Genomic DNA, 25,154 nt, shown 5'->3' on the forward strand with positions numbered 1-25,154 from the left:
AGCCTTGGATTTGGGTATTTTGACCAAGAAAAAGCGCTGTCTCGCTCTTTCATCGTTCTACAAATACTCAAATCCGGCGCAGGCAACCTTGCGCCGGGGCAGCGGCACGCTCAGTCAAACGTTCCCGCAACCCGCCCCAGCAACATGAACGCGCGCGCCGTGCGTGTGTTCGACAAATCCGAGATGTCGTGATCATCCGCCGATTCGGCGAAACTGCTGAACATCTGATCGAAGCGGCGCAGGAAATGATGCGCGGCATCGCGGAAAATCGGATCGTTCTTCATTCGCGCCGCCGCCAGCGCCAGCGACGAGCGGTCACGTATGCCGCCCAGCGCAGCGATGGCGCGGCCGCGGGTGCCACCGGCAAAATTGCGCCAGATTTCCGGGCGGGCCATGTCCGGGCGCAGATCGTCCATATAGATGCCGTCCTGGCTGAGCAGGGTCAGCACATCCTGTGCAGCCTGTATCAGTTGCGCGGCCGGGCGGTCCTTGAGTGCGCGGCGCAGCGATGCAAACCCTGCCTTGTCCTCGGCGGTTTCCGGAAAGTTCAGGGCGCGGATGAAGTCGCTACGCTCCAGCGGCGGCAGCGTGTCCTCGATAGGGGTGCCCAGCGGCAGCGCCACCTGACTTTCATCGCCCGGCGCACGGCGGGCCGCAGCGACGCGGGCGGGCGGCAATGCCGCAGGCACCAGGGGACGCATCGATGTGAACGTCGCAAGCGCCGTTTCAGTCTTGCGCTGCGCTGCTGCGACTTCGTCCAGTTTGCGCGCAACGGAAGTGTCTGCGCTGCTCTGCGGATTCTGCATTTTTGACTGGGTGATATAGGATTGGCGGATACCGTCGATCGCGGCATGCAGACGCGCGCTTTCTTCGCGCATGATGCGCGCTGTGCGCGCGGCAATGGCCGCGACCCAGATCATCGCCACCGGAAGCAAGATGGCCAGCGTCGTCAGTACGACGCCCAATGCACCCTCGCGCAGGCCCGCCCCAAACACCACAAAGAACAGCGTTGCCGCCAACAGCCAGACCGCCGACAGGATCAGCGCCGCCATCTCGACGCGCGCTAAGCGATAGACGTCACGCGCCGCGCCGGAAATCTGCGTAGTCGCATTACTGGTTTTATAGCCAGTCATCCTGGGCGCCATCTCATGCGTCCGCAATAGAACCGGACCCGTCAGACATACGCGATCTTCAGCACTTCATAGGCGCGGTCGCCGCCCGGTGTGTGCACTTCGACACTGTCGCCCTCTTCCTTGCCGATCAGGGCGCGCGCGATGGGCGATTTAATGTTCAGCAGGCCCTTTTCGATACTCGCCTCATGTTCGCCGACGATCTGCCAGGTCTTTTCCTCTTCGGTATCTTCGTCGATCAGCGTGACTGTCGCGCCGAACTTGATGGCGCCGGACAGCTTTTTCGGGTCGATCACTTCGGCCAGGCCCAACGCGCCCTCCAGCTCCTTGATGCGACCTTCGATAAAGCTCTGCTTTTCGCGGGCGGAATGATATTCGGCATTCTCGGACAGGTCGCCATGCTCGCGCGCCTCGGCGATGGCGCGGATGATTGCCGGGCGTTCGACCGATTTCAGCTGCTTCAGCTCGGCGCCCAGCGCGTCGTTGCCTGCGCGTGTCATCGGAAACTTTTCCATGTCAGTACCCCAGTCCGCGGCGTCGGCCACTGCCACACCTGCCGTCTCATTGATTTCAACCCGCCCAAGGATGCCCCCAGTGCGTGCGGCTTTGCAATAGAGCATCGCCCGAACACACGCAATCGCACCCGCCGACCGACCGGCCCGGACAGGTGATAAATTGCCGTTTTGCGTATTCCTTTAGGTCGTGTTTGAATTGACGTCAGACGCCACCACGCGCTAGGGACGTTCGCAGCTATATTGCCAGCCCTGCCACGGGCCCTTGAAAGGATGATCCGATGTCCCAGACGACGCGCGAGACGATGGAATATGATGTGGTGATTGTGGGCGCCGGCCCGGCAGGGCTGAGCGCCGCGATCCGCCTGAAACAGCTGGACCCCGATATGGACGTCGTCGTGCTGGAAAAAGGCAGCGAGGTGGGCGCGCATATCCTGTCGGGCGCCGTTCTGGACCCGGTCGGCCTGAACCGCCTGATGCCGGACTGGAAGGAAAAGGGCGCGCCATTGAACGTGCCGGTCAAGGATGACAGTTTTTACCTGCTGGGCGAAGGCGGGAAGGTCCGCGTACCCAACTTCCCCATGCCGGGCCTGATGAGCAATCATGGCAATTACATCGTCAGCATGGGCAATGTCTGCCGCTGGATGGCCGAACAAGCCGAGGGCTTGGGTGTCGAGGTGTTCCCCGGCATGGCCTGCTCGGAACTCGTCTACGGCGAAAACGGCTCGATCAAAGGCGTCGTCGCGGGCGAATTCGGCCGCAATCCCGATGGCACAGAAGGTCCGAATTACGAGCCGGGGATGGAGCTTCACGGCAAATACGTCTTCCTCGGCGAGGGCGTGCGCGGATCGCTGGCCAAGCAGGTGATGCAAAAATTCGATCTGTCCGCAGGCCACGAGCCGCAGAAATTCGGCCTCGGCATGAAGGAAATCTGGGAGATTGACCCAAGCAAGCACCGCCAAGGCAGCGTCACCCACACGATGGGCTGGCCGCTGGGCAAGAATGCGGGCGGTGGGTCATTCATCTATCATCTTGAGAACAATCAGGTCTATGTCGGCTTCGTCGTCCACCTGAACTACAAGAACCCCTACATTTACCCCTACATGGAATTCCAGCGGTTCAAGCATCACCCGATGGTGGCCGAGCTGCTGAAGGGCGGCAAGCGCGTGGCGTATGGCGCGCGCGCGATCAGCGAAGGTGGCTATCAGTCGATGCCGAAAATGGTTGCACCGGGCGTTGCGCTGCTGGGTTGCTCGGTCGGCATGGTCAACGTGCCGCGCATCAAGGGCAACCATAACGCAATGCTGTCCGGTATGGCCGCCGCCGAGGCCGCGCATGCGGCGATTACGGCGGGCCGCCGGGCCGACGAACTGTCGGATTATGAGGCCGAGGTGCGCAGCGGTGATATCGGAAAGGATCTGAAAAAGGTCCGCAACGTCAAGCCGCTCTGGTCCAAATACGGGCTTACCACATCGCTGATGGTGGGCGGCATGGACATGTGGACCAACAGCTTTGGCTTTTCGCTTCTTGGTACGCTCAAGCACGGCAAGAACGACGCCGAAGCGACCGAACTGGCCGAGAAGCACAAGCCGATCAACTATCCCAAACCCGATGGCAAACTGAGTTTTGACCGGCTGACCAATGTCAGCTTCTCGATGACAAACCACGAGGAAAGCCAACCTGCGCACCTGAAATTGACAAACCCGGACATCCCGGTGGATTTCAACCTGGCCAGGTATGCTGGCCCCTCGGCGCGGTATTGTCCCGCTGGCGTCTACGAGTTCATCGAGGAAGACGGCAAACCGCCGCGGTTCCAGATCAACTTTCAGAACTGCGTGCATTGCAAGACCTGCGATATCAAGGATCCGGCCCAGAACATCACCTGGACCACGCCGCAAGGCGGGGACGGGCCAAACTATCCCAACATGTAGGCGGGACCTCCACACGCTAAATTCACCAGGCGTCCGGCGGCGATACGCCGGGCGTCATTGCCCTCGGCCCTGCCGCGCATTACGTTGCGCCGACATATGCATGCAAAAGCAGGGGCAGCGCGCGTGACACTCCGATTCCTGACCATTCTGGCACTCGTGGCCCCGACACTGGCCGCACCTGTTGCCGCCAGCGCGAACGATACCGCCGGGCCTTACCTCGCCACCCGCGCCGCACGGTTTGACAGCGATTACGCTTCCGCCGCGACATATGCGCTGAGGGCACTGAAATCCGATCCGGACAATCTGGTGCTGCTGGACAGCGCCATCGGTTCACTGCTGGCCACCGGCAAGGTCGAAAAGGCATTGCCGATCGCCAAGCGCATGGCCGCAGAGGACATGCGCAGCCAGGTGGCGCAGATGGTGCTGCTGGGCGATGCGGTCGTAACAGGCGATTTTGCCACTGTTCTCAAGATGATCGATGCCAAAGAGGCTGTCGGACCGCTGGCCGATGGCCTGATCGGGGCGTGGGCGACTCTGGGCACCGGCGACATGGGCACCGCGCTGGAAAAATTCGACGCCATCGCCGCCGAGCCAGGTCTGCGCAGCCTCGCCGTCTATCACAAGGCGCTGGCGCTGGCTTCGGTCGGGGATTTCGAAAGCGCGGACAAGATTTATTCCGGCGACGTCGATGGCCCGATGCAGACCACCCGCCGCAGCGTGATCGCGTGGGCCGAAGTTCTCAGCCAACTTGAGCGGAACAAGGATGCGATCAAGATTCTTGACGACACGTTCGGCACCGATTCTGATCCGCAAGTGGCCGATTTACGCGCACGCCTTGCCGCAGGCGAGCGGCTGAACCTTGGCCGCATCGAAACGCCGCGTCAGGGTATTAGCGAGGTGTTCCTGTCGCTCGGTATGGCGCTGTTGCAGGATACCAGCCCCGATTACGTGCTGCTTTACACGCGGCTGGCCGAATATCTGGACCCCGACGATGTCGATGCGATGATCATGACGGGCGAATTGCTGGCGCAACTGGGCCGCTATGAGCTGGCAACGCAGGCGTTTCAACGCGTGCCCGCATCGTCGCCCTCCTACTACACCGCCGAACTGAGCCGCGCCGAAACGCTGCGTAGCTCCGGCGATCTACAAGGTGCCATAGACGTGGTCGCCAGCCTGCGCAAAAGCCATCCGGCGGTCGCGTTGGTACAGGCCTCGGCAGGCGATCTCTACCGTCAGAGCGAACAGTTCGACAAGGCGGTCGAGGCCTATGATGCCGCGATCAAGCTCTTCAAGGCGCGAGGCGACGAGCCTTGGTTCGTTGTCTATTCCCGCGCCATCAGCTATGAACGCCTAGGCAAGTGGCCCGAAGCCGAGACCGATTTCCGCCGCGCGCTGGAATTGAATCCCGGCGAGCCGATGGTGCTGAATTACCTGGGCTATTCTCTGGTCGAGCAGCGCATGAAGCTGGACGAGGCGCTGGACATGATCGAGCGGGCCGTTCAGGCCGAGCCGAACAGCGGCGCCATCGTTGACAGCCTGGGCTGGGCGCAGTTCCGCCTTGGCCGCTATGACGAGGCGGTCGTCAATCTGGAGCGGGCCGCCGAGCTCTATGCCGTCGATCCGGTTGTGAACGACCACCTGGGTGACGCGATGTGGGCCGTCGGCCGACATACAGAGGCACGTTTTCAATGGCGGCGGGCGCTGTCGCTGGTGAACAAGGACAAGCCGACACCCGATGTTGACCCGGACCGTGTCCGCAGAAAGCTGGAGATCGGACTGGACAAGGTTCTTGAAGAAGAGGGCGCCGAGCCCCTGAAAGTGAGAAATGATGAAGGATGAATACATGGCCGAAGGAAATGACAGCGACATCGCCGAAGTTTTCGCCCCGGCCAAGATAAACATGACCCTGCATGTCACCGGCAGACGCGACGATGGCTATCACATCCTGGATTCGCTGGTGATGTTCGCCGACATCGGTGATCGTGTCATGGTGCGCCGCGCGGATGTATCCTCGCTGGTGTTGACCGGCCCAATGGCCGAGAGCACCCCGAAAGGCGATGACAACCTCGTGCTGCGCGCCGCGCGCATTATGGACGCTTGCGCGCAGATCACGTTGGAAAAAACCCTGCCCGTCGCCGCAGGTATCGGCGGTGGCTCCAGCGATGCGGCGGCGACGCTGCGGGCCTTGTCCGATCTGACGGGCAAGCAGATTCCCGATGATGTTCTGGCGCTTGGCGCCGATGCGCCGGTCTGCTGCGCCGCCCCTGTCGGTGCCGCCCGGATGAGCGGCGTGGGTGAAATCGTCACGCCCATACCGGACCTGCCCGAACTGCATGCGGTGCTGGTCAACCCGAACATTCCCGTGATGACAACCGAAGTGTTTCGCCGCCTGTCCAATCGCGACAATGCCCCCATGCCCGACCCGATCCCGACCGGCATTGAGGCGGGTCCCTTTATCGAATGGCTGAAACAGCAGCGTAACGATCTGCAAGAGGCCGCGATCGCGTGCGAGCCGGTGATCGAGCAGGTCTTCTCAACACTCGAAGTTACGCCGGGCTGCATGCTGACGCGCATGTCAGGATCAGGCGGCACGTGCTTTGGCCTCTATGCAGACGCCGAAACCGCAGCCAGCGCGGCTGGCCGGTTAAAGGAAAGTCACCCGGGTTGGTGGGTTGCCGTCACCCGTTTGAACGCGGCTTGATCGGGCAGTTCACTTTGCAGGTCAACCTGTCGCGCGCGACTTTACCGCCACGCGCGTCGGGGACTATGTGATACGCGACACCACATAATCGGCCAGATCGCCCAGCAGATCACGTGTGGGGTGTTCAGGCAGCTGGTTCAGGTTGTCATTGGCCTTGGCGGCCCAGTTGAGCGCGTCGGCGCGGGCGGCCTCAAGCGCGCCATGCCCCCGCATCAACGCAATGGCGCACTCCAGATCGCCGTCACGCTGGTCACCTTTTTCAATGGTGCGGCGCCAGAAATCACGCTCGCCCGCGTCTGCCTGCGCGACGGCCTTGATGACCGGCAGCGTCAGCTTGCGTTCGCGAAAATCATCACCGATATTTTTCCCGGTCGCGGCGCTATCACCCTGAAAATCAAGCAAATCATCGGCAATTTGAAAGGCGATTCCCAAACCGTCACCGTAGGCGCGCAGCGCGCGGCATTGCGCTTCGGGCGCATCCGAGATCACGCCCCCCACCTCGGTCGCAGCCGAGAACAGCGCGGCTGTCTTGCCCCTTACCACCTGCAGGTAAATCTCTTCGGTCGTGGCCAGATCGCGGGCGGCTGTCAGCTGTAGAACCTCGCCCTCGGCGATTGTTGCGGACGCATCTGCCAGAATATCCAGCACCCGCAAACTGCCCGTTTCGACCATCAACTGAAACGATCGCGCGAACAGGTAATCCCCCACGAGGATGCTGGATTTGTTGTCCCACAGAAGATTGGCCGTCGCCCGACCACGCCGCTGGCTGCTTTCATCGACCACGTCGTCATGCAGCAATGTAGCGGTGTGAATGAACTCGACCGTTGCCGCCAGTTTCTCATCATTATCGCCCGAGTAGCCGCAAATCTCGGCCGCGGCCAGTGTCAGCATGGGGCGCAGGCGCTTGCCCCCTGCCCCGACCAAATGTGCTGTCACCTCGGGGATACGCGGTGCGTGACGCGATGCCATGCGCGCCCGGATCAGCCCGTCGACCGACGCCATCTTGGCCTCGAAACGGGCGGCCAGCCTGTCGTGCGGTTTGCTCAGCATCTGATCCACATCCACCCCGTCCACATCTGCCACGCCTCGACAACGCCAGCGCGCGCGCTTAAATCAATCAACATGAAACAGTTACTGCGTACCACCGATATGGCAACCATCGCTTTCGCCCAGGCCCTGCTTCAGGGCGAGGGTATAGACTGCTTTGAAATGGACGTAAATATGAGCGTTCTGGAAGGTGGTATTGGCATTTTCCCCCGCCGCCTGATGGTGCACCCCAATGATTTCGCCGATGCCGCCCGCGCCCTGCGCGACAACGGGATAGAGGTGCATGACGGCCCCTAGTCTGCCCCTTGCTGTCGGGCGGATATGCCCGTTGCAACGCGCCGGATCTGTCGATCGCGCAAAGGTCGGCGAGCTGAATTTTGCCTGCACCATGCATAAATCATGCGGGCAGATGCCACGGAATACGCCGATTCCGAAAACTGTGCATAAGCAACACCTTCCGCTCGACCCGGCGGGGCGCCACCTTTAATTGGGACACTTGCCGCGCTGAATGGTGACTAGAGTTCTTCACATTATTCCGCCGTCATGCTGCGCCTGCGGCGTGACAGACTGACAATAATGTGGTGCACTCATCATGTTACATTTCGCACATAGAAAAAGAGGAGTGCTTTCATGAGTCTGGCTTCGCACATTGAGGAACTGAAGAAAAAGCATCACGACCTTTCTACCAAGGTGGATCAGGCGCAACGGGCGCCGGGTGTCAGCACCCTTGACGTGGCGGAAATGAAAAAACAGAAATTGCGGCTGAAAGAGGAAATTGAGCGCCTTTCAGAAAGTTGACGGAAAACTGTCTTGCGAAAAACGCACAAGGCCGACGCAATCTGCGTCGGCCTCTTTCGTTCGCAGCGCGGGGTGTTATACGAAAAACTGACCACCGTTGGCCGAAATCGTCGACCCGTTGATAAAGCCCGAACCGTCAGCCGCCAGAAATGACACGCAGCGCGCGATTTCTTCGGGTTCGCCCAGACGGCCTGTCGGAATCTGGCCGATGATCGACTCGCGCACCTTCTCGGGTACGGCCATCACCATCTCGGTCGCGATGTATCCCGGGCAAACCGCATTCGCGGTGATACCCGCACGCGCACCTTCCTGTGCAAGGCTCTTGACGATACCCAGATCACCAGCCTTTGTAGCGGCGTAGTTGACCTGCGCAAACTGGCCTTTCTGTCCATTGATCGAACTGATGACGATCACGCGCCCGAACTTGCGCTCGCGCATGCCGGACCAGACCGGGTGGACTGTGTTGAATACACCAGTGAGGTTGGTGTCGATCACTTGGTGCCACTGTTCGGGCGTCATCTTGTGAAAGGGCGCATCGCGAGTGATTCCGGCATTGGCCACGACGATGTCGATCGGTCCCAGATCCGCTTCTACGCGGGCGATACCTGCGGCGCTTTCATCGTAGTCGGCGACATTCCATTTGTAGGTCTTGATCCCGGTCTCTTCGGTAAAGGCCTTCGCGGCCTCATCATTCCCCGCATAGGTCGCGGCGACGTTGCAGCCATCCGCCTTGAGTTGTTTCGCGATAGCGGCGCCGATGCCGCGTGATCCGCCTGTGACAAGTGCCGTTCTAGCCATGGTTGATATCCCTCTGTCTTTCGATTTTCAGCCTTAGAGCCAGTAAGTCTGTTACCTCGGGAAGTGTCAACGCGCAATAATATTACGTGTTCAGTTTATCATTGACGCATGACGGTGCCGCACCACCATTGTAGACGATCGTATCATGTAACGGCAAATTGCGGCGCCCAAGATCCACCATACCGTAGCTATAGGCCGCAAAAAAGGCGCCCCGAAGGGCGCCCATTGTGATCGGACCGCATGTCGGCTGAGGCAAAAGCGCCGTCAGGCACGCTCGACGCACAGGGCAACGCCCATTCCACCGCCGATGCACAGCGTGGCAAGTCCTCGCTTGGCGCCGCGGCGTTTCATTTCGAACAGCAGCGTATTCAGAACGCGGCAGCCCGAGGCCCCGATGGGGTGGCCAATGGCGATGGCGCCGCCGTTCACGTTCACGATGGCCGGATCCCAGCCCATCTCCTTGTTCACGGCGCAGGCCTGAGCCGCGAACGCCTCGTTTGCCTCAATCAGATCCAGATCGCCGACCTTCCAGCCAGCTTTCTCCAGCGCCTTGCGGCTGGCATGGATCGGACCGACGCCCATGATGGCGGGGTCCAGTCCTGCCGTGGCGTAGCTGGCGATACGCGCCAGCGGCTCGATTCCGCGCTTCTCGGCGTCGTCAGCACTCATCAGCAGGGTCGCTGCGGCGCCATCATTGATGCCGCTGGCGTTGGCCGCCGTAACACTTCCGTCTTTGGCGAAGGCAGGGCGCATTTTTTGCATCGCCTCGATCACGGCGCCGTGGCGGATATACTCATCCTTGTCGATGATCGCCTCGCCCTTGCGCGACTTGACGGCAAAGGGAACGATTTCATCGTCGAAACGCCCGGCATTCTGAGCCTCTTCGGCCTTGTTCTGGCTGGCCAGCGCGAATTCATCCTGCATCTCGCGGCTGATCTGCCACTTTTCGGCGACATTTTCGGCCGTTTGACCCATGTGATATCCGTTGAAGGCATCCCACAGGCCATCGCGAATCATCGTGTCGACCATCGCCAGGTCGCCCATCTTCTGCCCGGCCCGCAAATGCGCCGCGTGCGGGCTGAGTGTCATGTTCTCCTGACCGCCAGCGCAGATGATCGCAGCATCGCCCAGTTGAATATGCTGTGCGCCCAATGCGACCGCACGCAGGCCCGATCCGCAAACCTGGTTCAGGCTCCACGCCGCGCTTTCCTGCGGCAGGCCGGCGTTGATATGCGCCTGGCGGGCAGGGTTCTGCCCTTGGGCAGCCGTAAGGACCTGACCAAGGATCGTCTCCGACACTTCGGCCTTGTCTATGCCCGCACGGGCGACGACTGCCTCCAGCACGGCAGCGCCCAGATCATGGGCAGGGGTGTTTGCAAACGCCCCCCCAAACGAGCCGACGGCAGTGCGCGCGGCTGATGCGATAACGACATTGGTCATGGGAAATCCTCCGACAGGGTGTTGCCAGGCGCCGGAGCACGTCGACCTAGCGGCCGATGCCATCCTTTGCCCATTCCCCTTTTGCATATCCCATGCACTGCATTGCGGCAACCGGGACGGTGGCCCGCATCATTATTTGCCCGCTCATGCAGTGGCGCGGCGCGACTCGGGCGTCAGCCAGACCGGTTTGACGGAGGGTGCGCCGTAGAAATACCCCTGAAGGCAATCAATACCGATTGAGGTCAAATACGTAGCATCTTCCGCAGATTCGACGCTTTCGGCGACGGTAAACATGTCGAACTGGCGCGCGATGGTGGCGAGCGCCGTCGTCAGGACCTGATTATCTGCATTCTGGGCAATACCGCGGATGAACTGGCCGTCGATCTTGAGAATGTCGAAGTAAAACTCCTTGAGGTATCGAAACGAAGTGAACCCGGCACCAAAATCATCCAGCGCAAAGCTGACGCCACGTTGTGACATCTCGGACATGAAACCGGTCACCAACTCTGGCACCAGCATGGCGGAACCTTCGGTGATTTCCAGAATCAGCCTTTCAGCCACCGTCGGATCCGCGTCCAACCCGCGCCTAAGCGTACGCATCCAGCGGCCATATCCGATGGAGCGCGCCGACATGTTGATCGCAAGCCGCAGCGACGCATGCATCGATAGAGTCTTCAGCCCCTTTTCCAGCGCGAGGCAATCAATGATGCGTCCTGTCTCGGTGGTTTCGATAGCGCCAATGAATTCCCTGGCCGGGATGATTCGCCCGGTGCTGTCCAGCACACGTATCAAACCTTCGTAAAAGGCGACCTGTCCGACCTGTCCCGCCGCGACGGCAGGCTGAAAGGCCAGCATCACCTGCTTATGCCGCACGGCATCTTCGACCATGCCAATGGTGGACTGATCCCGAGAGGATATGGCGTATGATAATGGGTCCTGATGGCCCGCTGGCACATCCGCCCATTTCGCCTTGCGATGGTCTGTCATGCGTCGCTCCGATTTGACTGTCGCCCAATGTGCGCGCACTGCGCTAAGAAAGGCTTAATGTGACAATTTGAAACAATGGAGCGCGCTAAATGTGCAGGCGATGCGACTGGGCCGGGCCCGAAGAAATCTATATTGCCTATCACGACACCGAATGGGGCGTTCCGGAATGGGACAGCCGCGCATTGTGGGAAAAGCTGGTTCTCGACGGTTTTCAGGCTGGGCTGAGCTGGATTACCATTCTGAAGAAACGGCATAATTTTCGCACGGCGTTTGCGGATTTGGACCCTAACGTCATCGCCAACTGGGGAGAGGCCGAGGTAAACCGCCTGCTGGACGATCCCGGAATCATCCGCCATCGCGGCAAGATCGAAGCGACAATCACCAACGCCCGAGCATGGCAAAAGATTGAGGCAGAAGGCGGATTTGACACCTATCTGTGGGGATATGTCGACGGCGTCCCATTGCAAAACACCTGGACCAGCCAATCCCAGGTTCCCGCCCACACCCCGCTGTCGGCCCGGATGTCGAAGGATCTGAAGAAGCGCGGCTTCAAGTTCTGCGGTCCCACTATCGTCTATGCGTTCATGGAAGCCTGCGGGCTGGTCAATGACCATCTCACCTGTTGCCCCCGCCATGCCGACGTGGCCGCGATGGCGCAGCGGCCCCCGCCCGCATGAACACATTTAGTCCACATTAGCCGGTCTAGTGGGGAGCGCCATGCACCCCCCAATATATGGGATCGAGAGCACGTCAAACTAGATAAACTCTATCCAATTGAATACTTTATTCGACACTCATCATGTGATACCTTCGCCCTAACAATAAAAGTCAGTCGGAAAAATCCGGCGGCGCGAGGCAGTAAAAAAGAGTGGTTCCATGACAAATCGGGACAGGCAGTCTATCCGGCTGAGTCTGTGGGTGTTCGCCACAGTTTGGATGTTCGTAATCGTCCCGCTCAGTGCGGCGGCAGCGCCATATGCGGCCTATGTCATCGATGCCAGATCAGGCAAGGTGCTTCATTCCGAGAACGCCAATGCGCGGCTGCATCCGGCCTCCCTGACCAAGATGATGACGCTATATATCGCGTTCGAAGCGATCGAGCATGGCGAGATCGGGCTTGACGACGATGTCGTCATCACCCGCCACGCCGCGAACGAACCCCCCAGCAAGCTGGGCCTGAAACCGGGCCAGCGGATCAAGTTGCGTTACTTGATTCGCGGCGCTGCCGTAAAATCGGCGAACGACGCGGCTACCGCAATCGGCGTGGCCATCGCAGGATCCGAAGCGGCCTTTGCCCGCCGGATGAACCGCACCGCGCAAGCGCTGGGAATGTCGCGAACCACCTTCAAGAACGCGCATGGCCTGACCGAAGAGGGCCACCTGTCCACCGCCCGCGACATGACGGTCATGGGGCGGCATCTGTTTTACGACTATCCCGAATACTACAATCTTTTCTCGCGCATCTCCGCTGACGCGGGCGTGCGCAAGGTCTACCACACCAACCGCAAACTGCTGCGCGCCTACAGGGGTGCGGACGGAATCAAGACCGGCTATACCCGCGCTGCCGGCTTCAACCTCGTCGCCAGCGCCGAGCGGGGCAGCGAGCGGGTCATCGCCACGGTGTTCGGCGGCCGCTCGACCGCGACTCGCAACGCACAGGTGGCCAAACTGTTGGATCTGGGGTTCAAAAAGGCACCAACACGCGTCGCCGTGAATCGCCCGTCCAAGCCGCGCTATATGGGCTCGGGCAACACGCAAGTGATCCGCACGGCCGGCGATAGCGAAGAACAAGGCGTCGCGGGCAAGACCATACGCCTGGCCGCCGCTGCAGCAGTCACGTCCAGCCTGCGCCCCAGATCCCGGCCTGCACCCGACGTGCCCCAAATGCCAATGCTCGTCGCCTCGCAGGACGATATCCAAAAGGCTCTGATGGCTGCACAAGCGGTCGACGTCGCCGACGTTGCACCGCTCGCCCCGCAGCCCAGCACGGTACAACCTGCGGCAGTTGAAGAAACCATCGTCCAAGTTGCAGCCGCCGCCCCTGCCGCCGCCGCTGTGATCAAACCGGTACCGCGCCCCAGCAATCTGACGCTCGCCAGCCTTCAGGTAGAAGCCGAGGATCCGGTGCAAGAGATCGTCACGCGCATATCCACATCGGGCGGACGGAACTGGGGCATCAACGTCGGGCGCTACTCCAGCGAGTACAAGGCGCAAAAGATCCTGGTGAAAACCGCCCTCAGCGAGATGAGCACGCTGGACGGATCGCTGCGCAAGATCGTCACCCGGTCGAATGGGTATGACGCCAATTTCATGGGACTCACCCGTGAAACCGCCGATCTGGCCTGCCGCAGGCTTCAGTCGCGCAAGGTGACCTGCTTCATGATCGAGCCGGGCTGAAACACGGCACTGCTCACACTTGACAGGCACGGGCGCGAGGGACACCTCGCGCCCGTTTCGCATTTTGGCTGATTGCACAGAAATTTTTGCGCGACTCCCATGGCGCATCTGCCCCATAGTGCTTCGTTTCATTCCCGAGAATGGAACACACCATCAATCCCAGGGGCAACCAGCTAACAGGTGCCCCCGATCCGCCTCATGGCTTGGGATGGTCGTCCCATTCGTCCGACAGGATACGGCGGCTGTCGCCCTCGGGATCGTCATACTGATTGCTGCGCAGGGTATAGACGAACGCAACCAGCCCCGCACCGCCCAGCAGCAGCGAGATGGGGATGAGATAGACCAGAACGTTCATGCCCGCCCCTTCAGCCGCAGCGCATTCAGCGATACGGTGATCGAGCTGGTGGACATCGCCAGCGCCGCAATCAGTGGCGTGGCCAGCCCTGCGACCGCCAGCGGTACGGCGACGACGTTGTACACAGTTGCAATCTGAAAGTTCTCGCGGATGCGGCGTGTCGCGCTGTGCGCGATGGCGCAAGCGTCCGCGATGGGCGACAGATCCGCGCCCAGCAGCACGATGTCCGAGGCCGCGCGCGCCGCGTCCAGCGCACTGGCGGGCGAGATTGACACATGCGCGGCGCTCAGCGCGGCGGTATCGTTCAGCCCGTCGCCCACCATCAACACCTTGCGGCCCTCGCCGGACATGGCGGCTATCCGGCTGGCCTTGTCCTCGGGCAGCGCCTCGGCCTGCCATTCGGGTATGCCCAGCCGCTCGGCCATGGCCTGCACCGCAGGCGCGCTGTCGCCCGATATCAGCACCACCTGTTTGCCCGCGTCCTTCAGCGCCTCGACCGCCTCGGCAGCGCCGGTGCGCAGCGTGTCGGCAAAGGTCAGCGCCAGCGGCGCGCCGTCGCCGATCTGCAAATACGCGGCTGTCTGCGCCAGCGGCGCGGCGCCGGTCCAGCTGGCCCGGCCCAGACGCACGCAGCGGCCCTGCCACAGCCCTTCGGTGCCGTATCCGGGCACTTCGCGGATCCCTGTGACATCGGACGCAGTGAGGCCCAGACCTTGCCCGGCTGTGAGAACTGCCCGGCTCAGCGGATGGGACGAGCCTGCCGCCAGCGCCATCGCAACGGCCAGCGCGCCCGGCTCCAGCATGTCCGGCGCCTCCAGCGTGGGGGTGCCGGTGGTCAGCGTGCCGGTCTTGTCAAAGACGACCGTGTCCACCTCGGCCAGACGCTCCAGCGCGGTGGCGTTTTTGATCAGCATGCCGCGTTTGAACAGACGCCCGCTGGCCGCCGTCGTGACCGCAGGCACGGCCAGACCCAGCGCGCAGGGACAGGTGATGATCAGCACGGCAGCGGCGATATTCAGCGCCGTGCGCATGTCGCCGGTGCCGATCAGCCAGCCCAGAAAGGCTAGCGCCGACAGGATGTGAACGCCGGGCGCGTATAGCTTGGCCGCCCGGTCCGCCAACGAGGTGTAGTTGGCGCGCCCCGCCTCGGCCATCGCCACCAGATCGGCCATGCGGTGCAGCGATGTATCGGCGCCGACGGCGGTTGCGCGCAAGGTCAGTGGGCCGGTCAGGTTCATCTCGCCCGCCGAGACCTGCTGTCCCTCGCCCGCAAAAACCGGCGTCGTCTCGCCTGTCAGAAGGGAGCGGTCCAGCTCGGACGTACCCTCCTCGATCACGCCGTCGACGGGCATCCGCCCGCCGGGGCGCACGCGGATCAGGTCACCCAACTTCAACAGCGACACGGCAACTTGCGTTTCGGTATCGCCGTCCAGCCGCCACGCCCGCGGCACTTCGAGCGCCGTCAGCTCCTCGGCGGCAGAGCGGGCAATCGCGCGCGTGCGGTGGTCCAGATAGCGGCCCGCCAGCAGGAAAAACACCAGCGTCAGCGCGGCGTCAAAATAGGCGTGATGCCCGCTCAGCGCCGTTTCCCACAGTGATGTGCCAATCGCCAGCAAAATGGCCAGCGTGATCGGCACGTCCATATTCAGGCGCCCACCCCGCAGCGCATGATACGCGTTGCGGAAAAATGGCTGACCGGAAAACGCAATGGTCGGCAGCGCGATCGCGGCGGAGATCCAGTGGAACATGTCACGCGTCGCATCTGCCGCGCCCGACCAGACGGCGACGGACAAGAGCATGACGTTCATGCTGGCAAACCCGGCAACGGCAAGCCGCATCAGCAGGTCGCGCCCGGCCTTGTCGGTGGCGGTGGCACGCAGGGCGGCGGCGTCCAGCTCGTGCGCCTCGTATCCCAGCCCCTCGACCAGCCCGATCATCTCGGCCACGTCCGTGTCCGGCGCCGCCGTGATGCTGGCGCGTTTCAGCGTCAGGTTGACGCGCGCGGCGCGGACGCCGGGATGGGTCATCAACCCGCGCTCGATCTTTGTGATGCAGGCGGCGCAATGCACGCCGGGCACCGACAGCATCAGGCGCGCGTCGCCAGACTCGCCTGCATCGTCCTCAGTTCCGGCCAACGCCGACGCGGCAGGCGCGGCTGCACAGGCCGGGCAGGCAGAAAACGAGGGGCGCAGGGCGGCAGTCATTTCTTCTGCAACACGACGCGCTGCTGGAACCGGGTTCCGCTAGGCGCGACGGCCTCCATCCGGATATTCCAGTTGCCCGGTGCCAGATCGACGGGCGCGACATAGGCGGTGCCGTTGAAGGTGAAATCGGGCGTCATGTCGTCGCGCACATGCGTCGCGCGGCCCAAAACCGCGTCCAGCTGCGCCACCTCGACGGGTGCGCCCGCCGCGCCGGTTATCGCCAACGTCAGCACGCCGTCATGGTGGCTGGCATCCACCACCCACCCCAGCGCCTCCTGCGCATCGCGGCGGGTGTCGAACTCCTGACTGGCAACGTAGGAGTTGGAGACTTCCAGCCCCGGGAAGGTACTGACCGCGCTATAGGCCAGGAACAGATTGACGCCGATGATAACGCCAAAGGCGGCAACAAATCCGATCAGCACATGGCGTCCGGTGATTTCACGCTGCGCCATCATTGCCCCCTCCCGTTAAAGATCGTGTCCTTGGAGGCACGCTCGCCGCTGACCGTATCCTCGACCCAGATTCGCACGTCGCTGCGCTCGGATGTGGCCGGGGCACTGCCTGCGGGGGCCTGCAGATAGACACGCTGATTCAGCGTGCTGTCGGCGGGCACGATCACGTCAGCGCCCTGACTCCCCTCGACGATCAGTTGCACATCGGGCGCGCCAGTCACGGTCAGGGCAAAATTGCGCTCTTCGCCGTGTTTATTCAGCAATCGCACCTCATAGGTGTTGCGGATTGTGCCATCGGACATGGTCACGAAGGTGGGGTTGCGCACGGGCGCGACCGTCATGTCGATGTCCTGCCGGATGAACAGCGCAAAGACCAGCCCAAAGCCGACGGCCAGCCACAGCACGGTGTAAAGGATCGTGCGCGGGCGCAGGATATGCTTGAGGATCGGCTTGGGCGGGTTGCCCTCGCGCTCGCTCTGTTCGTCGGTCAGGGCCATGTAGTCGATCAGGCCGCGCGGCTTGCCGATCTTGTCCATGATTTCATCACAAGCGTCGATGCACAGCGCGCAGGTGATGCATTCCATCTGCTGACCATCGCGGATGTCGATACCCATCGGGCAGACGTTGACGCACGCCATGCAATCGATGCAATCGCCGGGGCCTTCGGTGATGCCCTGAACGCCCAGCGGCTTGCCCGGATAGGGTGTCGGCGGATAAACGGCCTTGCCCGGCCCGGCGGCCCTGCTCATCTGCTCGGCTTCGACAGCCTGTTCGGCGCTCCTGCGGCGCACGTTGCCCTTGCCGCGCGGCTCACCGCGCCATTCGCGATAGCCGACCGTCAATGTATCCTCGTCCAGCATCGCTGCTTGGATACGCGGCCATGGGCAGGCATAAATACAGATCTGCTCGCGCGCGAACCCACCAAAGAAGAACGTGGTCGCCGTCAGGATCGCGATGGTCGTGTAAGCGGCGGGATGCGCGTTCAGCGTGAACAGATCGACCAGCAATGTCGGTGCATCGGTAAAATAAAATACCCACGCACCGCCCGTCGCGACGGCGATCGCCAGCCAGACCAGCCATTTGGTCAGACGCAGGCGCAGCTTGCGCGCGTCCATCTTGTCCTGCCGGTGCAGACGCAAGCGCGCATTGCGGTCGCCTTCGATCCAGCGCTCGACCAGGATGAAAAGGTCGGTCCATACCGTCTGTGGGCAGGCATAGCCGCACCAGACTCGGCCAAGGGCCGAGGTGAACAGGAACAGACCCAGCCCCGCCATCACCAGAAGACCGGCGACAAAGTAGAATTCATGCGGCCAGATTTCGATCCAGAAGAAATAAAACCTCCGGTTCGCCAGATCCACCAGCACCGCCTGATCGGGCAGGTTCAGGCCACGATCCCATCGGACCCACGGGAACAGATAGTAGATGCCCAGCGTGACGGCCAGAATGATCCATTTCAGATTGCGGAACTTGCCGTAGACCTTCTTGGGAAATATCGGCTCGCGCGCGGCATAAAGGCTGGGGGGCGGGGTATCTGGCTGGGTGTCTGCCACGTGACTGATCTCCGGGAGTCTTTGATCCGCGCGTTGTGCGCGGCTTAGGTATGTACTGCCTTGACTTGCATCAACTGCACTTGCACGCCACGGTCATATCTGGGCCGTGGTTGATGCGCCATGCGGCCTTTGGGCGCGCAGCCAGCGCAAAAATGCCTTGGCTTGCGGGCGCATGACACCCTCGCGGGTGACGATAAAGTACCCGGTTTCGCCCGCATCGCAAAACAGAACACGCAGGCGGCCCGCCGCGACGTCATCCTCGACCGATGATGATGTCAGCACCGCTATGCCATGCCCGGCGCGCGCACCGTCCAGCATCAGGTTGCCGGGCACCTGCGTGACGGACGTGCCGCGCAGCTCGTTCAGGCCGGCGCGAAACATCCAGTCGGAGGCAGGGCTTGTATCCAGTTCGGAGAGCCACGGATACTCCAACAGCTCTTCGCGGTCGATAAACTGACGTTCGCCCACCAGCGACGGCGCAGCGACCACGACGATATCGGTCGGGATCAACAGTTCGGCCTCAAGGCCGGGCCAGTGGCCCAGACCAAAGCGGATGGCGATATCAACGCCCCCCGGCGTCGGATCGGCCCGTTGCGGCGAGGGATGCACCATCAGATCGACGCCGGGATGACTCGCCTGAAAGCTCCTCAGACGGGGCATCAGCCAGCTGGCGGCGAATTGCGGCGTCACGGAAATCTGCAGGGGGCGCTGTGCGTCCGCGCCCGTCAGGGCCGCGACGCGCTGCCCAATCGCGCCAAAACCTTCGGTCAGCGCCTCGGCCAGTTGCACCCCCTCAGCGGTCAGGCTCAGGCCGCGCCCGTCGCGGCGTGTCAGGGCAAGGCCCATATGCGCCTCAAGCTGCCTGACCTGCTGGCTGACCGCAGCATGACTAACATTTAACTGCGCCCCGGCCCCGCTGACAGACCCGGCCTGCGCCAGTGCAGCGAAGGCACGCAACGCGGTTAACGGAGGAAGTGCGAGCCAGTCCATGTGTAAGTGTACCTTACATAACGGAATTCTTTCAGACTCGCAATATAGCCGCCAAAGGGGCAATTGTATAGAACATCACAAACACGCGGAAGGAACGCACCATGCTGAATATCTTTGCGAAATCTATCATGACTGCCACCCGCAACGACGATCCCGCCCCCCGCTGCAACAGGGGCCATCAGGGCAAACGGAACCGGTTCGACACCCGCCGTGATGCCGAGATCGAGGCGCACCGCATCGCGCGCCGCCGTGACTGAACCCTATCGACGCACCCCGCCGCGCTGGCCGTGGCGGGGCCGCCGCTGGCAACACCCACCGGTGGGAAGACGGCCAAAAGGGGCCAAGAGCCCCTTTCATGTATGCTGAAATCATATCTGGTGAGATTAGCGCCGATCCAGTCCGAGACGCGCGAACAAAGCGGCCCGGATCGGCGCCCACCTGCGCACCCGAAGGCACGCGGGTGTTTCATTGGCCAGGCGCTATTTCGCCCCCGCCCAGCTGATAGACATAGAATGCCACGGCAGCGATCTGCGCGGCGCTCAGACGCTCGGTCCATGGCGGCATCACGCCAAAGCGGCTATAGGTGACGGTCTCCTTCAGCGTGTCGTAATTCCCACCATAAAGCCAGATCGCGTCGGTCAGGTTCGGGGCGCCCTGTTCGCGGTCGCCGGTGCCGTCTTCCATGTGGCAGGCGGCGCAGTTGTCCATGTAGACCCCCTCGCCGGCGGCAACAAGACTGGCGTCCTTCGGTGTCTCCGACAGGGACATGACATAGTTCACGACCTGATCGATCTCGGCACGGTCCAGAATTTCGCCAAAGGCGGGCATCTGTGAATAGCGCGCGTCGGGGTCATCCTCATTGCGGATACCATGCGCGATGGTGGTGTGGATCGCCTCGATATCGCCGCCCCACAGCCAGTCGTTGTCCAGCAGGTTGGGATAGCCTTGCGCGCCTGCGGCGCCCGATCCGTGGCACTGCGCGCACCACGTCTTGAACACGGCGCTACCAGCCGAGGTCGCGTAGCCGGACAATTCGGGATCGGCCGCGATGCTGCTCAGATCCGCCGAGGCGAGCTGCGCGTTGATTGCGTCGTTCATCGCATTCACGCGGGCAATATCGGCGGCCACGTTGGCGCGCGTCGACCAGCCCAGCATACCAGTCGTCGCCGATTTGATGCCCGGCCAGGCCGGATAGGCGATGGAATAGCCGATTGCCCAGATGATCGTGACGTAGAAGGTCCACAGCCACCAGCGCGGCATCGGATTGTCGAACTCTTGAATCCCGTCCCACTGATGGCCGGTGGTGCTGGGATCTTCCGTTGTCTTCTTCGGTGGCTTTGCCATGTCGCTCACACCTCCTCTGAGGGGTCTTGCGCGCGCCGGGGCGCGGGTTTGTCTTCATGCCGGAACGGGATGTTCGCCGGCGATTCGTAGGTCTTGGTCGCGCCGGGGCGAAACACCCAGAAGCAGACGCCGATGAAGAACGCAAAGAGTGCGATCAGCATCCAGCTGTCGGCAAAGGCGCGCAGGAACGTATAAGACTCCATTGCTCGTCCTCCCTTACCGGCTCGCCACGGGCGTGAAGGTCGAGAAGTCGACCAGCGTGCCCAGCATTTGCAGATAGGCGATCAGCGCATCCATTTCCGAGATCCCCGGCTGCGCGTCGAAATTGCGTACCTGCGCGCCCGGATACCGCTCCAGCATGGCGTCATAGTCACCGAAGGCATCAACCTGCACGCTGAAATCCAGCGAGGCATTTTCGATCATCTCGTCGGTATAGGGCACGCCGACGAAACGGTGGGTCTTCAGCAGATCGCCCACATATTCGCCGTCGATCATCCGGTCCGACAGAAAGGCATATTTCGGCATCAGCGACTCTGGCACCACCGATTGGGGGTCCATCAGGTGATCGACATGCCATTCGTCCGAATAACGTCCGCCGACACGCGCCAGATCGGGACCGGCTCGTTTGGACCCCCACTGGAACGGGTGGTCGTACTGCGATTCCGCAGCCAGCGAATAGTGACCGTAACGCTCGACCTCGTCGCGCATCGGGCGGATCATCTGGCTGTGGCAGACATAGCAGCCTTCGCGGATGTAGATATCGCGCCCGGTCAGCTCCAGCGGGGAATAGGGGCGCATGCCCTCTACATCCTCGATCGTGTTCTCCAACCAGAAGAGCGGTGCAATCTGCACGATGCCCCCGATGCTGACCACCAGAAAGGCGAAGATGGACAGCAGCGTTACGTTTCTTTCAAGGATCTTGTGTTTGTCCAGAAGTGCCATGTTTCCGGCCCCTCCCTATTCTGCCGCGACGACGGAGTTGGTGGCTTCTACGGCCGGGCTCCGACGAATGGTCATGTAAAGGTTGTAGCACATCACGATTGCACCGCTGAGGAACAGCACCCCGCCCAGACCCCGAACAACGTTCATCGGGAATTTGGCGGCGACAGTATCGGCAAAGCTGTTCACGAGGAAGCCGTTGGCATCCACTTCGCGCCACATCAGGCCTTCCATGATTCCGCTGACCCACATGGACGCGGCGTAAAGGATGATGCCGATGGTCGCGAGCCAGAAATGCCAGCTGACCAGACGCAGGGAATAGAGCCCCTCGCGGTTCCAAAGTCGCGGCACCATGAAGTAGAGCGCGCCGAAGGTGATCATGCCGTTCCAGCCCAGAGCGCCGGAATGCACGTGGCCAATGGTCCAGTCGGTATAGTGCGACAGGGAGTTGACCGCACGGATCGACATCATCGGGCCCTCGAAGGTGGACATGCCGTAAAAGCCGATCGAGATGACCATCATGCGGATGATCGGATCGGTGCGCAGCTTGTCCCAGGCGCCCGACAGCGTCATCAGACCGTTGATCATGCCGCCCCAGCTGGGCATCCACAGCACGATGGAGAACACCATGCCAAGCGTCGTCGCCCAGTCAGGCAGCGCCGTGTAGTGCAGGTGGTGCGGTCCGGCCCAGATATAGATGAATATCAGCGCCCAGAAGTGGATGATCGACAGTTTATAGCTGTAGACGGGACGCTCGGCCTGCTTGGGAACGAAGTAGTACATCATGCCGAGGAAACCCGCAGTCAGGAAGAAGCCGACGGCGTTATGGCCGTACCACCACTGCGTCATCGCATCCTGCACGCCCGAAAACAGCGATACGGATTTGGACCCGAAGATGCTGACCGGGATCGAGATGTTGTTGACCACGTGCAGCATCGCAACGGTGATGATGAACGCGAGGTAGAACCAGTTCGCCACGTAGATATGCGGCTCGCGGCGCTTGACGATGGTGCCCAGAAATACGGCCAGATAGCCCAGCCAGACGATTGTCAGCCACCAGTCGACATACCATTCCGGCTCGGCATATTCGCGCGATTGGGTCGCACCAAAGAGGTATCCGGTCGCCGCCAGCACGATGAACAGCTGATAGCCCCAGAACACGAACCACGCCAGATTTCCGCCCCAGAGCCGCGCGGCGCTGGTGCGCTGCACGACATAAAAGGACGTCGCGATCAGCGCGTTACCACCAAAGGCGAAAACAACAGCCGATGTATGCAGCGGACGCAGGCGACCGAAATTGCCGATACCTTGCAGGAATTCGAAATTGAGCCATGGAAAGGCCAGTTGGAAGGCGATGAATGTGCCTACCAGAAAGCCGACGACGCCCCAGAGGGCGGTCGCGACGGCCCCGGCGCGAATCACGCCGTCCATGTATTCACCTGACAGATCGACCCGCACAACGGGCTCGTCCGTATTGCGCAGCACCCACACGAATGTGACACTGGCAGCCAAAGCGATCGTCAACGCGTTGACCAGATAAGCCAAATCGCGGGCATAGTTTGCCGCGATCAATGCCAGGAAAGCGATCAATCCCAGCACGATCAGCTTTACGTAATTCGTCATTCTCAGTCCCTTCGTCCTTTTATCCGCGCGAATCGAACGGCGAATCACACGCGCGCGCCCAGACCTGCTTCGTATCGCGTGCCGAAGTGGCGCAATCCTTGATCTGCATCAAGGATTCCATCTTCCTGCCGATATTGATGCGGATCAAGTTTCGCATGCCAACACTGCGCTAAGGTTGCACAATGCGGCCCGGCACACAACGCGTCGCCCCGTCGCATCGATACCCTGCAAGGAGAGCAGAATGCCAATAAAATCCCTCTTCACAGTGCTGACCGATCCCGCGTTGATCGCGCCCGCGCTCGATGCGGCGATGGTTCTGGCGCGAACGCACGATGCCCATCTCGATATCATGTGCATTGGCGTGGATGCCTCGCAGATCGGCTATTTTCACGCTTCCGCGTCGGCCGCGCTGGTTGAACAATGCCTTGTGCGCGCACAGGACCGCGCGGAAGAGATCCGCACCGCCGCCAACGCGTATATGCAGGGCACCGATATCCACTGGTGCAGCCAGATCGAGGTCGCGCCTATGGCCGACATGGGCAGACGCATCGGCGGCGAGGCGCGCTTTGCCGATCTGGCCGTGCTGCCGCAACCTTACGGCGAAGCCGCCGGAGGCGAGGTCGAAGCCGCCGCCGAGGCGTGCCTGTTCAATGGCCGCCTGCCCGCTCTGATCGTGCCGGAGGGCGCCGCTGTATCGGCCGCGCCGGAACGAGTGATGATCGCATGGAATGACAGCTTCGAGGCCATGAGCGCGGTGCGCGCCGCGCTGCCGATCCTGGTGCGCGCAACGCGGGTGCATGTGGTCATCGTCGACCCGCCCGTTCACGGCCCCGACAGATCGGACCCCGGCGGACGCGTGTCACAATTCCTGGCCCGCCACGGCCTGCATGTCGAGATCGACGTCCTGGCGCGCACCCTGCCCCGCGTGCCCGACGTGCTGCTGCGCCACGCGGTCGATACGGATGCGGATCTGATGGTGCTGGGCGCTTATGGCCATTCGCGCCTGCGCGAGGCGATGTTCGGGGGCGCCACACGCAACCTGTTGGAACACGCGCATCTGCCGCTATTCATGTCGCGCTGACAACGGAACTCCGCGACCAAGACTAATCTGCGCCCCATCAGGGCGGCGCAGATCACTGTATCATCAATGTCTGTACGTCATCGCCCGCCTCGTTCAGCAGGCGTGCGAAATCGGGGACGGTAACGTGCCGCTTGCCGTGCAGCGAAATCACGCCGTCGCGCTTCAGCGCGGATATCTGGCGGCTGACAGTCTCCAGCGTCAGGCCCAGATAATCGGCCATGGCCTCGCGGGTCAGCGGCAGATCGAACACCGTCCGGCCATCCGGCCCCGCCCTGTCGGCCAGCGCGCTGCGCCGCGCGATGATGGCCAGAAGCGACGCGATCTTCTCGCGCGCGGTCTTGCGGCCCAGCACCAGCATCCACTCACGGGCTGCGTCCAGTTCGTCGAGGGTCATTTCCAGCAGCCGCTGCGAGATGCGCGGTGTGTCACGGATAATCTGCTCGAACGGGCGCTTGCGGAAACAGCACATGACCAGATCGCTGGTCGCAATCACATTATACGCCGCCTCATTGCGGCCAGGGCGCCCGACGAAATCGCTGGGCAGAAGCAGCCCCACCATCTGAGTGCGCCCGTCCTCCATGGTCTGGGTCAACGTGGCGATGCCTGACACCACCGACCCGACAAAATCCATCCGGTCCCCGGACCAGATGACAGTCTGGCCCGCCTGAAAGCTGCGATTATACTTTATTCGGTCCAGCTGTTCCAACTCGTCTGGATTGCAGCGCGCACAGACGGCGGTGTGCCTGATGGGACAATTTCCGCACTCCTGCGGCATCTGACTAATATGATCTGCAAACATTCGCGCGCTTTTCCCTCGGCCGCAGCCGATACTATCTTTGATCAAAGAGCGAAACTAGGCCGTTGCCGAGTGAAAG

At 61.8% G+C, this 25,154-nt stretch carries 25 protein-coding genes; 9 read left to right on the forward strand and 16 right to left on the reverse strand.

Annotated features, from left to right (window positions below):
- Positions 1–110: 110 nt before the first annotated feature.
- Together FGD77_RS19420 and greA are read right to left on the reverse strand one after the other, a co-directional pair.
- The gene (locus FGD77_RS19420; protein ID WP_255012877.1) at positions 111–1,133 is read right to left on the reverse strand and encodes a hypothetical protein; all 1,023 of its coding nucleotides are present in this window, start codon (positions 1,131–1,133) and stop codon (positions 111–113) included.
- Between the two features lie 41 nt (positions 1,134–1,174).
- Entirely contained in the window at positions 1,175–1,645 is a 471-nt protein-coding gene (gene greA, locus FGD77_RS19425) for a transcription elongation factor GreA (RefSeq protein WP_255012881.1), read from the reverse strand.
- Positions 1,646–1,923: 278 nt separating this feature from the next.
- On the opposite strand from greA, the gene FGD77_RS19430 reads away from it, so the two are divergent.
- From FGD77_RS19430 to FGD77_RS19440, 3 genes are all read left to right on the forward strand, one after another.
- On the forward strand, positions 1,924–3,573 hold the full coding sequence (locus FGD77_RS19430; RefSeq protein ID WP_255012883.1) for an electron transfer flavoprotein-ubiquinone oxidoreductase: 1,650 nt from the start codon (positions 1,924–1,926) through the stop codon (positions 3,571–3,573).
- A 123-nt stretch (positions 3,574–3,696) separates the two neighbouring features.
- Positions 3,697–5,412, forward strand: coding sequence for a tetratricopeptide repeat protein (locus FGD77_RS19435; RefSeq protein ID WP_255012885.1), 1,716 nt, complete (start codon positions 3,697–3,699; stop codon positions 5,410–5,412).
- A gap of 28 nt (positions 5,413–5,440) precedes the next feature.
- Entirely contained in the window at positions 5,441–6,274 is an 834-nt protein-coding gene (locus tag FGD77_RS19440) for a 4-(cytidine 5'-diphospho)-2-C-methyl-D-erythritol kinase (protein ID WP_255014340.1), read from the forward strand.
- Between the two features lie 63 nt (positions 6,275–6,337).
- Here the strand turns inward: FGD77_RS19440 and FGD77_RS19445 are convergent, their stop codons facing one another.
- Complete coding sequence (locus FGD77_RS19445) at positions 6,338–7,339, reverse strand: polyprenyl synthetase family protein (RefSeq protein WP_255014341.1); 1,002 nt, start codon at positions 7,337–7,339, stop codon at positions 6,338–6,340.
- Between the two features lie 57 nt (positions 7,340–7,396).
- Between FGD77_RS19445 and FGD77_RS19450 the strand changes: the two genes are divergently transcribed.
- Both FGD77_RS19450 and FGD77_RS19455 read left to right on the forward strand, forming a co-directional pair.
- Positions 7,397–7,618, forward strand: coding sequence for a DUF2007 domain-containing protein (locus FGD77_RS19450; RefSeq protein WP_255012887.1), 222 nt, complete (start codon positions 7,397–7,399; stop codon positions 7,616–7,618).
- Between the two features lie 333 nt (positions 7,619–7,951).
- Positions 7,952–8,119 (forward strand): YdcH family protein, encoded by a 168-nt coding sequence (locus FGD77_RS19455; RefSeq protein WP_255012890.1) that lies wholly within the window; start codon positions 7,952–7,954, stop codon positions 8,117–8,119.
- 75 nt (positions 8,120–8,194) lie between these two features.
- Here the strand turns inward: FGD77_RS19455 and phbB are convergent, their stop codons facing one another.
- From phbB to FGD77_RS19470, 3 genes are all read right to left on the reverse strand, one after another.
- Complete coding sequence (gene phbB, locus FGD77_RS19460) at positions 8,195–8,917, reverse strand: acetoacetyl-CoA reductase (RefSeq protein ID WP_255012891.1); 723 nt, start codon at positions 8,915–8,917, stop codon at positions 8,195–8,197.
- Positions 8,918–9,181: 264 nt separating this feature from the next.
- Complete coding sequence (locus FGD77_RS19465; RefSeq protein WP_255012893.1) at positions 9,182–10,357, reverse strand: acetyl-CoA C-acetyltransferase; 1,176 nt, start codon at positions 10,355–10,357, stop codon at positions 9,182–9,184.
- Positions 10,358–10,501: 144 nt separating this feature from the next.
- Positions 10,502–11,344 carry an EAL domain-containing protein gene (locus FGD77_RS19470; RefSeq protein WP_255012896.1) on the reverse strand — a complete coding sequence of 281 codons (843 nt, stop codon included), beginning with the start codon at positions 11,342–11,344 and terminating at the stop codon, positions 10,502–10,504.
- An 89-nt stretch (positions 11,345–11,433) separates the two neighbouring features.
- Here FGD77_RS19470 and FGD77_RS19475 point away from each other — a divergent pair, with 89 nt between their 5' ends.
- Both FGD77_RS19475 and FGD77_RS19480 read left to right on the forward strand, forming a co-directional pair.
- Complete coding sequence (locus FGD77_RS19475) at positions 11,434–12,021, forward strand: DNA-3-methyladenine glycosylase I (RefSeq protein WP_255012898.1); 588 nt, start codon at positions 11,434–11,436, stop codon at positions 12,019–12,021.
- 259 nt (positions 12,022–12,280) lie between these two features.
- Positions 12,281–13,741 carry a D-alanyl-D-alanine carboxypeptidase family protein gene (locus FGD77_RS19480; RefSeq protein WP_255014343.1) on the forward strand — a complete coding sequence of 487 codons (1,461 nt, stop codon included), beginning with the start codon at positions 12,281–12,283 and terminating at the stop codon, positions 13,739–13,741.
- Between the two features lie 196 nt (positions 13,742–13,937).
- Here the strand turns inward: FGD77_RS19480 and ccoS are convergent, their stop codons facing one another.
- From ccoS to FGD77_RS19505, 5 genes are all read right to left on the reverse strand, one after another.
- Positions 13,938–14,096, reverse strand: a complete 159-nt coding sequence (gene ccoS, locus FGD77_RS19485; RefSeq protein ID WP_255012900.1) for a cbb3-type cytochrome oxidase assembly protein CcoS — start codon at positions 14,094–14,096, stop codon at positions 13,938–13,940.
- Positions 14,093–16,300: a heavy metal translocating P-type ATPase gene (locus tag FGD77_RS19490; RefSeq protein WP_255012902.1), complete on the reverse strand. Its 2,208-nt coding sequence runs from the start codon at positions 16,298–16,300 to the stop codon at positions 14,093–14,095. Before FGD77_RS19490 ends, ccoS begins: the two co-directional genes overlap by 4 nt.
- Positions 16,297–16,752 (reverse strand): FixH family protein, encoded by a 456-nt coding sequence (locus FGD77_RS19495; protein ID WP_255014345.1) that lies wholly within the window; start codon positions 16,750–16,752, stop codon positions 16,297–16,299. Before FGD77_RS19495 ends, FGD77_RS19490 begins: the two co-directional genes overlap by 4 nt.
- Positions 16,752–18,302, reverse strand: a complete 1,551-nt coding sequence (locus tag FGD77_RS19500) for a cytochrome c oxidase accessory protein CcoG (RefSeq protein WP_255012904.1) — start codon at positions 18,300–18,302, stop codon at positions 16,752–16,754. Before FGD77_RS19500 ends, FGD77_RS19495 begins: the two co-directional genes overlap by 1 nt.
- A gap of 93 nt (positions 18,303–18,395) precedes the next feature.
- Positions 18,396–19,292, reverse strand: a complete 897-nt coding sequence (locus FGD77_RS19505) for a LysR family transcriptional regulator (RefSeq protein ID WP_255012907.1) — start codon at positions 19,290–19,292, stop codon at positions 18,396–18,398.
- A 101-nt stretch (positions 19,293–19,393) separates the two neighbouring features.
- On the opposite strand from FGD77_RS19505, the gene FGD77_RS19510 reads away from it, so the two are divergent.
- Positions 19,394–19,549 (forward strand): hypothetical protein, encoded by a 156-nt coding sequence (locus FGD77_RS19510; protein WP_255012909.1) that lies wholly within the window; start codon positions 19,394–19,396, stop codon positions 19,547–19,549.
- Positions 19,550–19,757: 208 nt separating this feature from the next.
- On the opposite strand, the gene ccoP is transcribed toward FGD77_RS19510, so the two are convergent.
- Genes ccoP through ccoN form a run of 4 tightly spaced genes read right to left on the reverse strand, consistent with a single transcriptional unit; the run spans position 19,758 to position 23,198 of the window.
- On the reverse strand, positions 19,758–20,636 hold the full coding sequence (gene ccoP / locus FGD77_RS19515; RefSeq protein WP_255012931.1) for a cytochrome-c oxidase, cbb3-type subunit III: 879 nt from the start codon (positions 20,634–20,636) through the stop codon (positions 19,758–19,760).
- A 5-nt stretch (positions 20,637–20,641) separates the two neighbouring features.
- On the reverse strand, positions 20,642–20,839 hold the full coding sequence (locus FGD77_RS19520; protein ID WP_255012933.1) for a cbb3-type cytochrome c oxidase subunit 3: 198 nt from the start codon (positions 20,837–20,839) through the stop codon (positions 20,642–20,644).
- A gap of 13 nt (positions 20,840–20,852) precedes the next feature.
- Positions 20,853–21,578, reverse strand: a complete 726-nt coding sequence (ccoO, locus tag FGD77_RS19525) for a cytochrome-c oxidase, cbb3-type subunit II (RefSeq protein WP_255012945.1) — start codon at positions 21,576–21,578, stop codon at positions 20,853–20,855.
- A 15-nt stretch (positions 21,579–21,593) separates the two neighbouring features.
- Positions 21,594–23,198, reverse strand: coding sequence for a cytochrome-c oxidase, cbb3-type subunit I (ccoN, locus tag FGD77_RS19530; RefSeq protein WP_255012947.1), 1,605 nt, complete (start codon positions 23,196–23,198; stop codon positions 21,594–21,596).
- A gap of 241 nt (positions 23,199–23,439) precedes the next feature.
- On the opposite strand from ccoN, the gene FGD77_RS19535 reads away from it, so the two are divergent.
- The gene (locus tag FGD77_RS19535; protein ID WP_255012949.1) at positions 23,440–24,279 is read left to right on the forward strand and encodes a universal stress protein; all 840 of its coding nucleotides are present in this window, start codon (positions 23,440–23,442) and stop codon (positions 24,277–24,279) included.
- A 52-nt stretch (positions 24,280–24,331) separates the two neighbouring features.
- Here the strand turns inward: FGD77_RS19535 and fnrL are convergent, their stop codons facing one another.
- Positions 24,332–25,078 (reverse strand): transcriptional regulator FnrL, encoded by a 747-nt coding sequence (gene fnrL, locus FGD77_RS19540; RefSeq protein ID WP_255012951.1) that lies wholly within the window; start codon positions 25,076–25,078, stop codon positions 24,332–24,334.
- Positions 25,079–25,154: the final 76 nt, after the last annotated feature.

Origin of the sequence: Roseovarius sp. M141, assembly GCF_024355225.1 — a bacterium.
GTDB lineage: Bacteria > Pseudomonadota > Alphaproteobacteria > Rhodobacterales > Rhodobacteraceae > Roseovarius.

Bases quoted from the DNA above. Each gene is read 5' to 3' on its own strand.
- FGD77_RS19490 (WP_255012902.1), bottom strand. From the start codon at position 16,300: ATGACTGCCGCCCTGCGCCCCTCGTTTTCTGCCTGCCCGGCCTGTGCA.
- FGD77_RS19480 (WP_255014343.1), top strand. From the start codon at position 12,281: ATGTTCGTAATCGTCCCGCTCAGTGCGGCGGCAGCGCCATATGCGGCC.
- FGD77_RS19475 (WP_255012898.1), top strand. From the start codon at position 11,434: ATGTGCAGGCGATGCGACTGGGCCGGGCCCGAAGAAATCTATATTGCC.
- greA (WP_255012881.1), bottom strand. From the start codon at position 1,645: ATGGAAAAGTTTCCGATGACACGCGCAGGCAACGACGCGCTGGGCGCC.
- FGD77_RS19430 (WP_255012883.1), top strand. From the start codon at position 1,924: ATGTCCCAGACGACGCGCGAGACGATGGAATATGATGTGGTGATTGTG.
- FGD77_RS19470 (WP_255012896.1), bottom strand. From the start codon at position 11,344: ATGACAGACCATCGCAAGGCGAAATGGGCGGATGTGCCAGCGGGCCAT.
- ccoO (WP_255012945.1), bottom strand. From the start codon at position 21,578: ATGGCACTTCTGGACAAACACAAGATCCTTGAAAGAAACGTAACGCTG.
- fnrL (WP_255012951.1), bottom strand. From the start codon at position 25,078: ATGTTTGCAGATCATATTAGTCAGATGCCGCAGGAGTGCGGAAATTGT.
- FGD77_RS19455 (WP_255012890.1), top strand. From the start codon at position 7,952: ATGAGTCTGGCTTCGCACATTGAGGAACTGAAGAAAAAGCATCACGAC.
- FGD77_RS19450 (WP_255012887.1), top strand. From the start codon at position 7,397: ATGAAACAGTTACTGCGTACCACCGATATGGCAACCATCGCTTTCGCC.
- phbB (WP_255012891.1), bottom strand. From the start codon at position 8,917: ATGGCTAGAACGGCACTTGTCACAGGCGGATCACGCGGCATCGGCGCC.
- FGD77_RS19510 (WP_255012909.1), top strand. From the start codon at position 19,394: ATGCTGAATATCTTTGCGAAATCTATCATGACTGCCACCCGCAACGAC.
- FGD77_RS19535 (WP_255012949.1), top strand. From the start codon at position 23,440: ATGCCAATAAAATCCCTCTTCACAGTGCTGACCGATCCCGCGTTGATC.
- ccoN (WP_255012947.1), bottom strand. From the start codon at position 23,198: ATGACGAATTACGTAAAGCTGATCGTGCTGGGATTGATCGCTTTCCTG.
- FGD77_RS19495 (WP_255014345.1), bottom strand. From the start codon at position 16,752: ATGGCGCAGCGTGAAATCACCGGACGCCATGTGCTGATCGGATTTGTT.
- FGD77_RS19520 (WP_255012933.1), bottom strand. From the start codon at position 20,839: ATGGAGTCTTATACGTTCCTGCGCGCCTTTGCCGACAGCTGGATGCTG.
- ccoS (WP_255012900.1), bottom strand. From the start codon at position 14,096: ATGAACGTTCTGGTCTATCTCATCCCCATCTCGCTGCTGCTGGGCGGT.
- FGD77_RS19420 (WP_255012877.1), bottom strand. From the start codon at position 1,133: ATGACTGGCTATAAAACCAGTAATGCGACTACGCAGATTTCCGGCGCG.
- FGD77_RS19505 (WP_255012907.1), bottom strand. From the start codon at position 19,292: ATGGACTGGCTCGCACTTCCTCCGTTAACCGCGTTGCGTGCCTTCGCT.
- FGD77_RS19465 (WP_255012893.1), bottom strand. From the start codon at position 10,357: ATGACCAATGTCGTTATCGCATCAGCCGCGCGCACTGCCGTCGGCTCG.
- ccoP (WP_255012931.1), bottom strand. From the start codon at position 20,636: ATGGCAAAGCCACCGAAGAAGACAACGGAAGATCCCAGCACCACCGGC.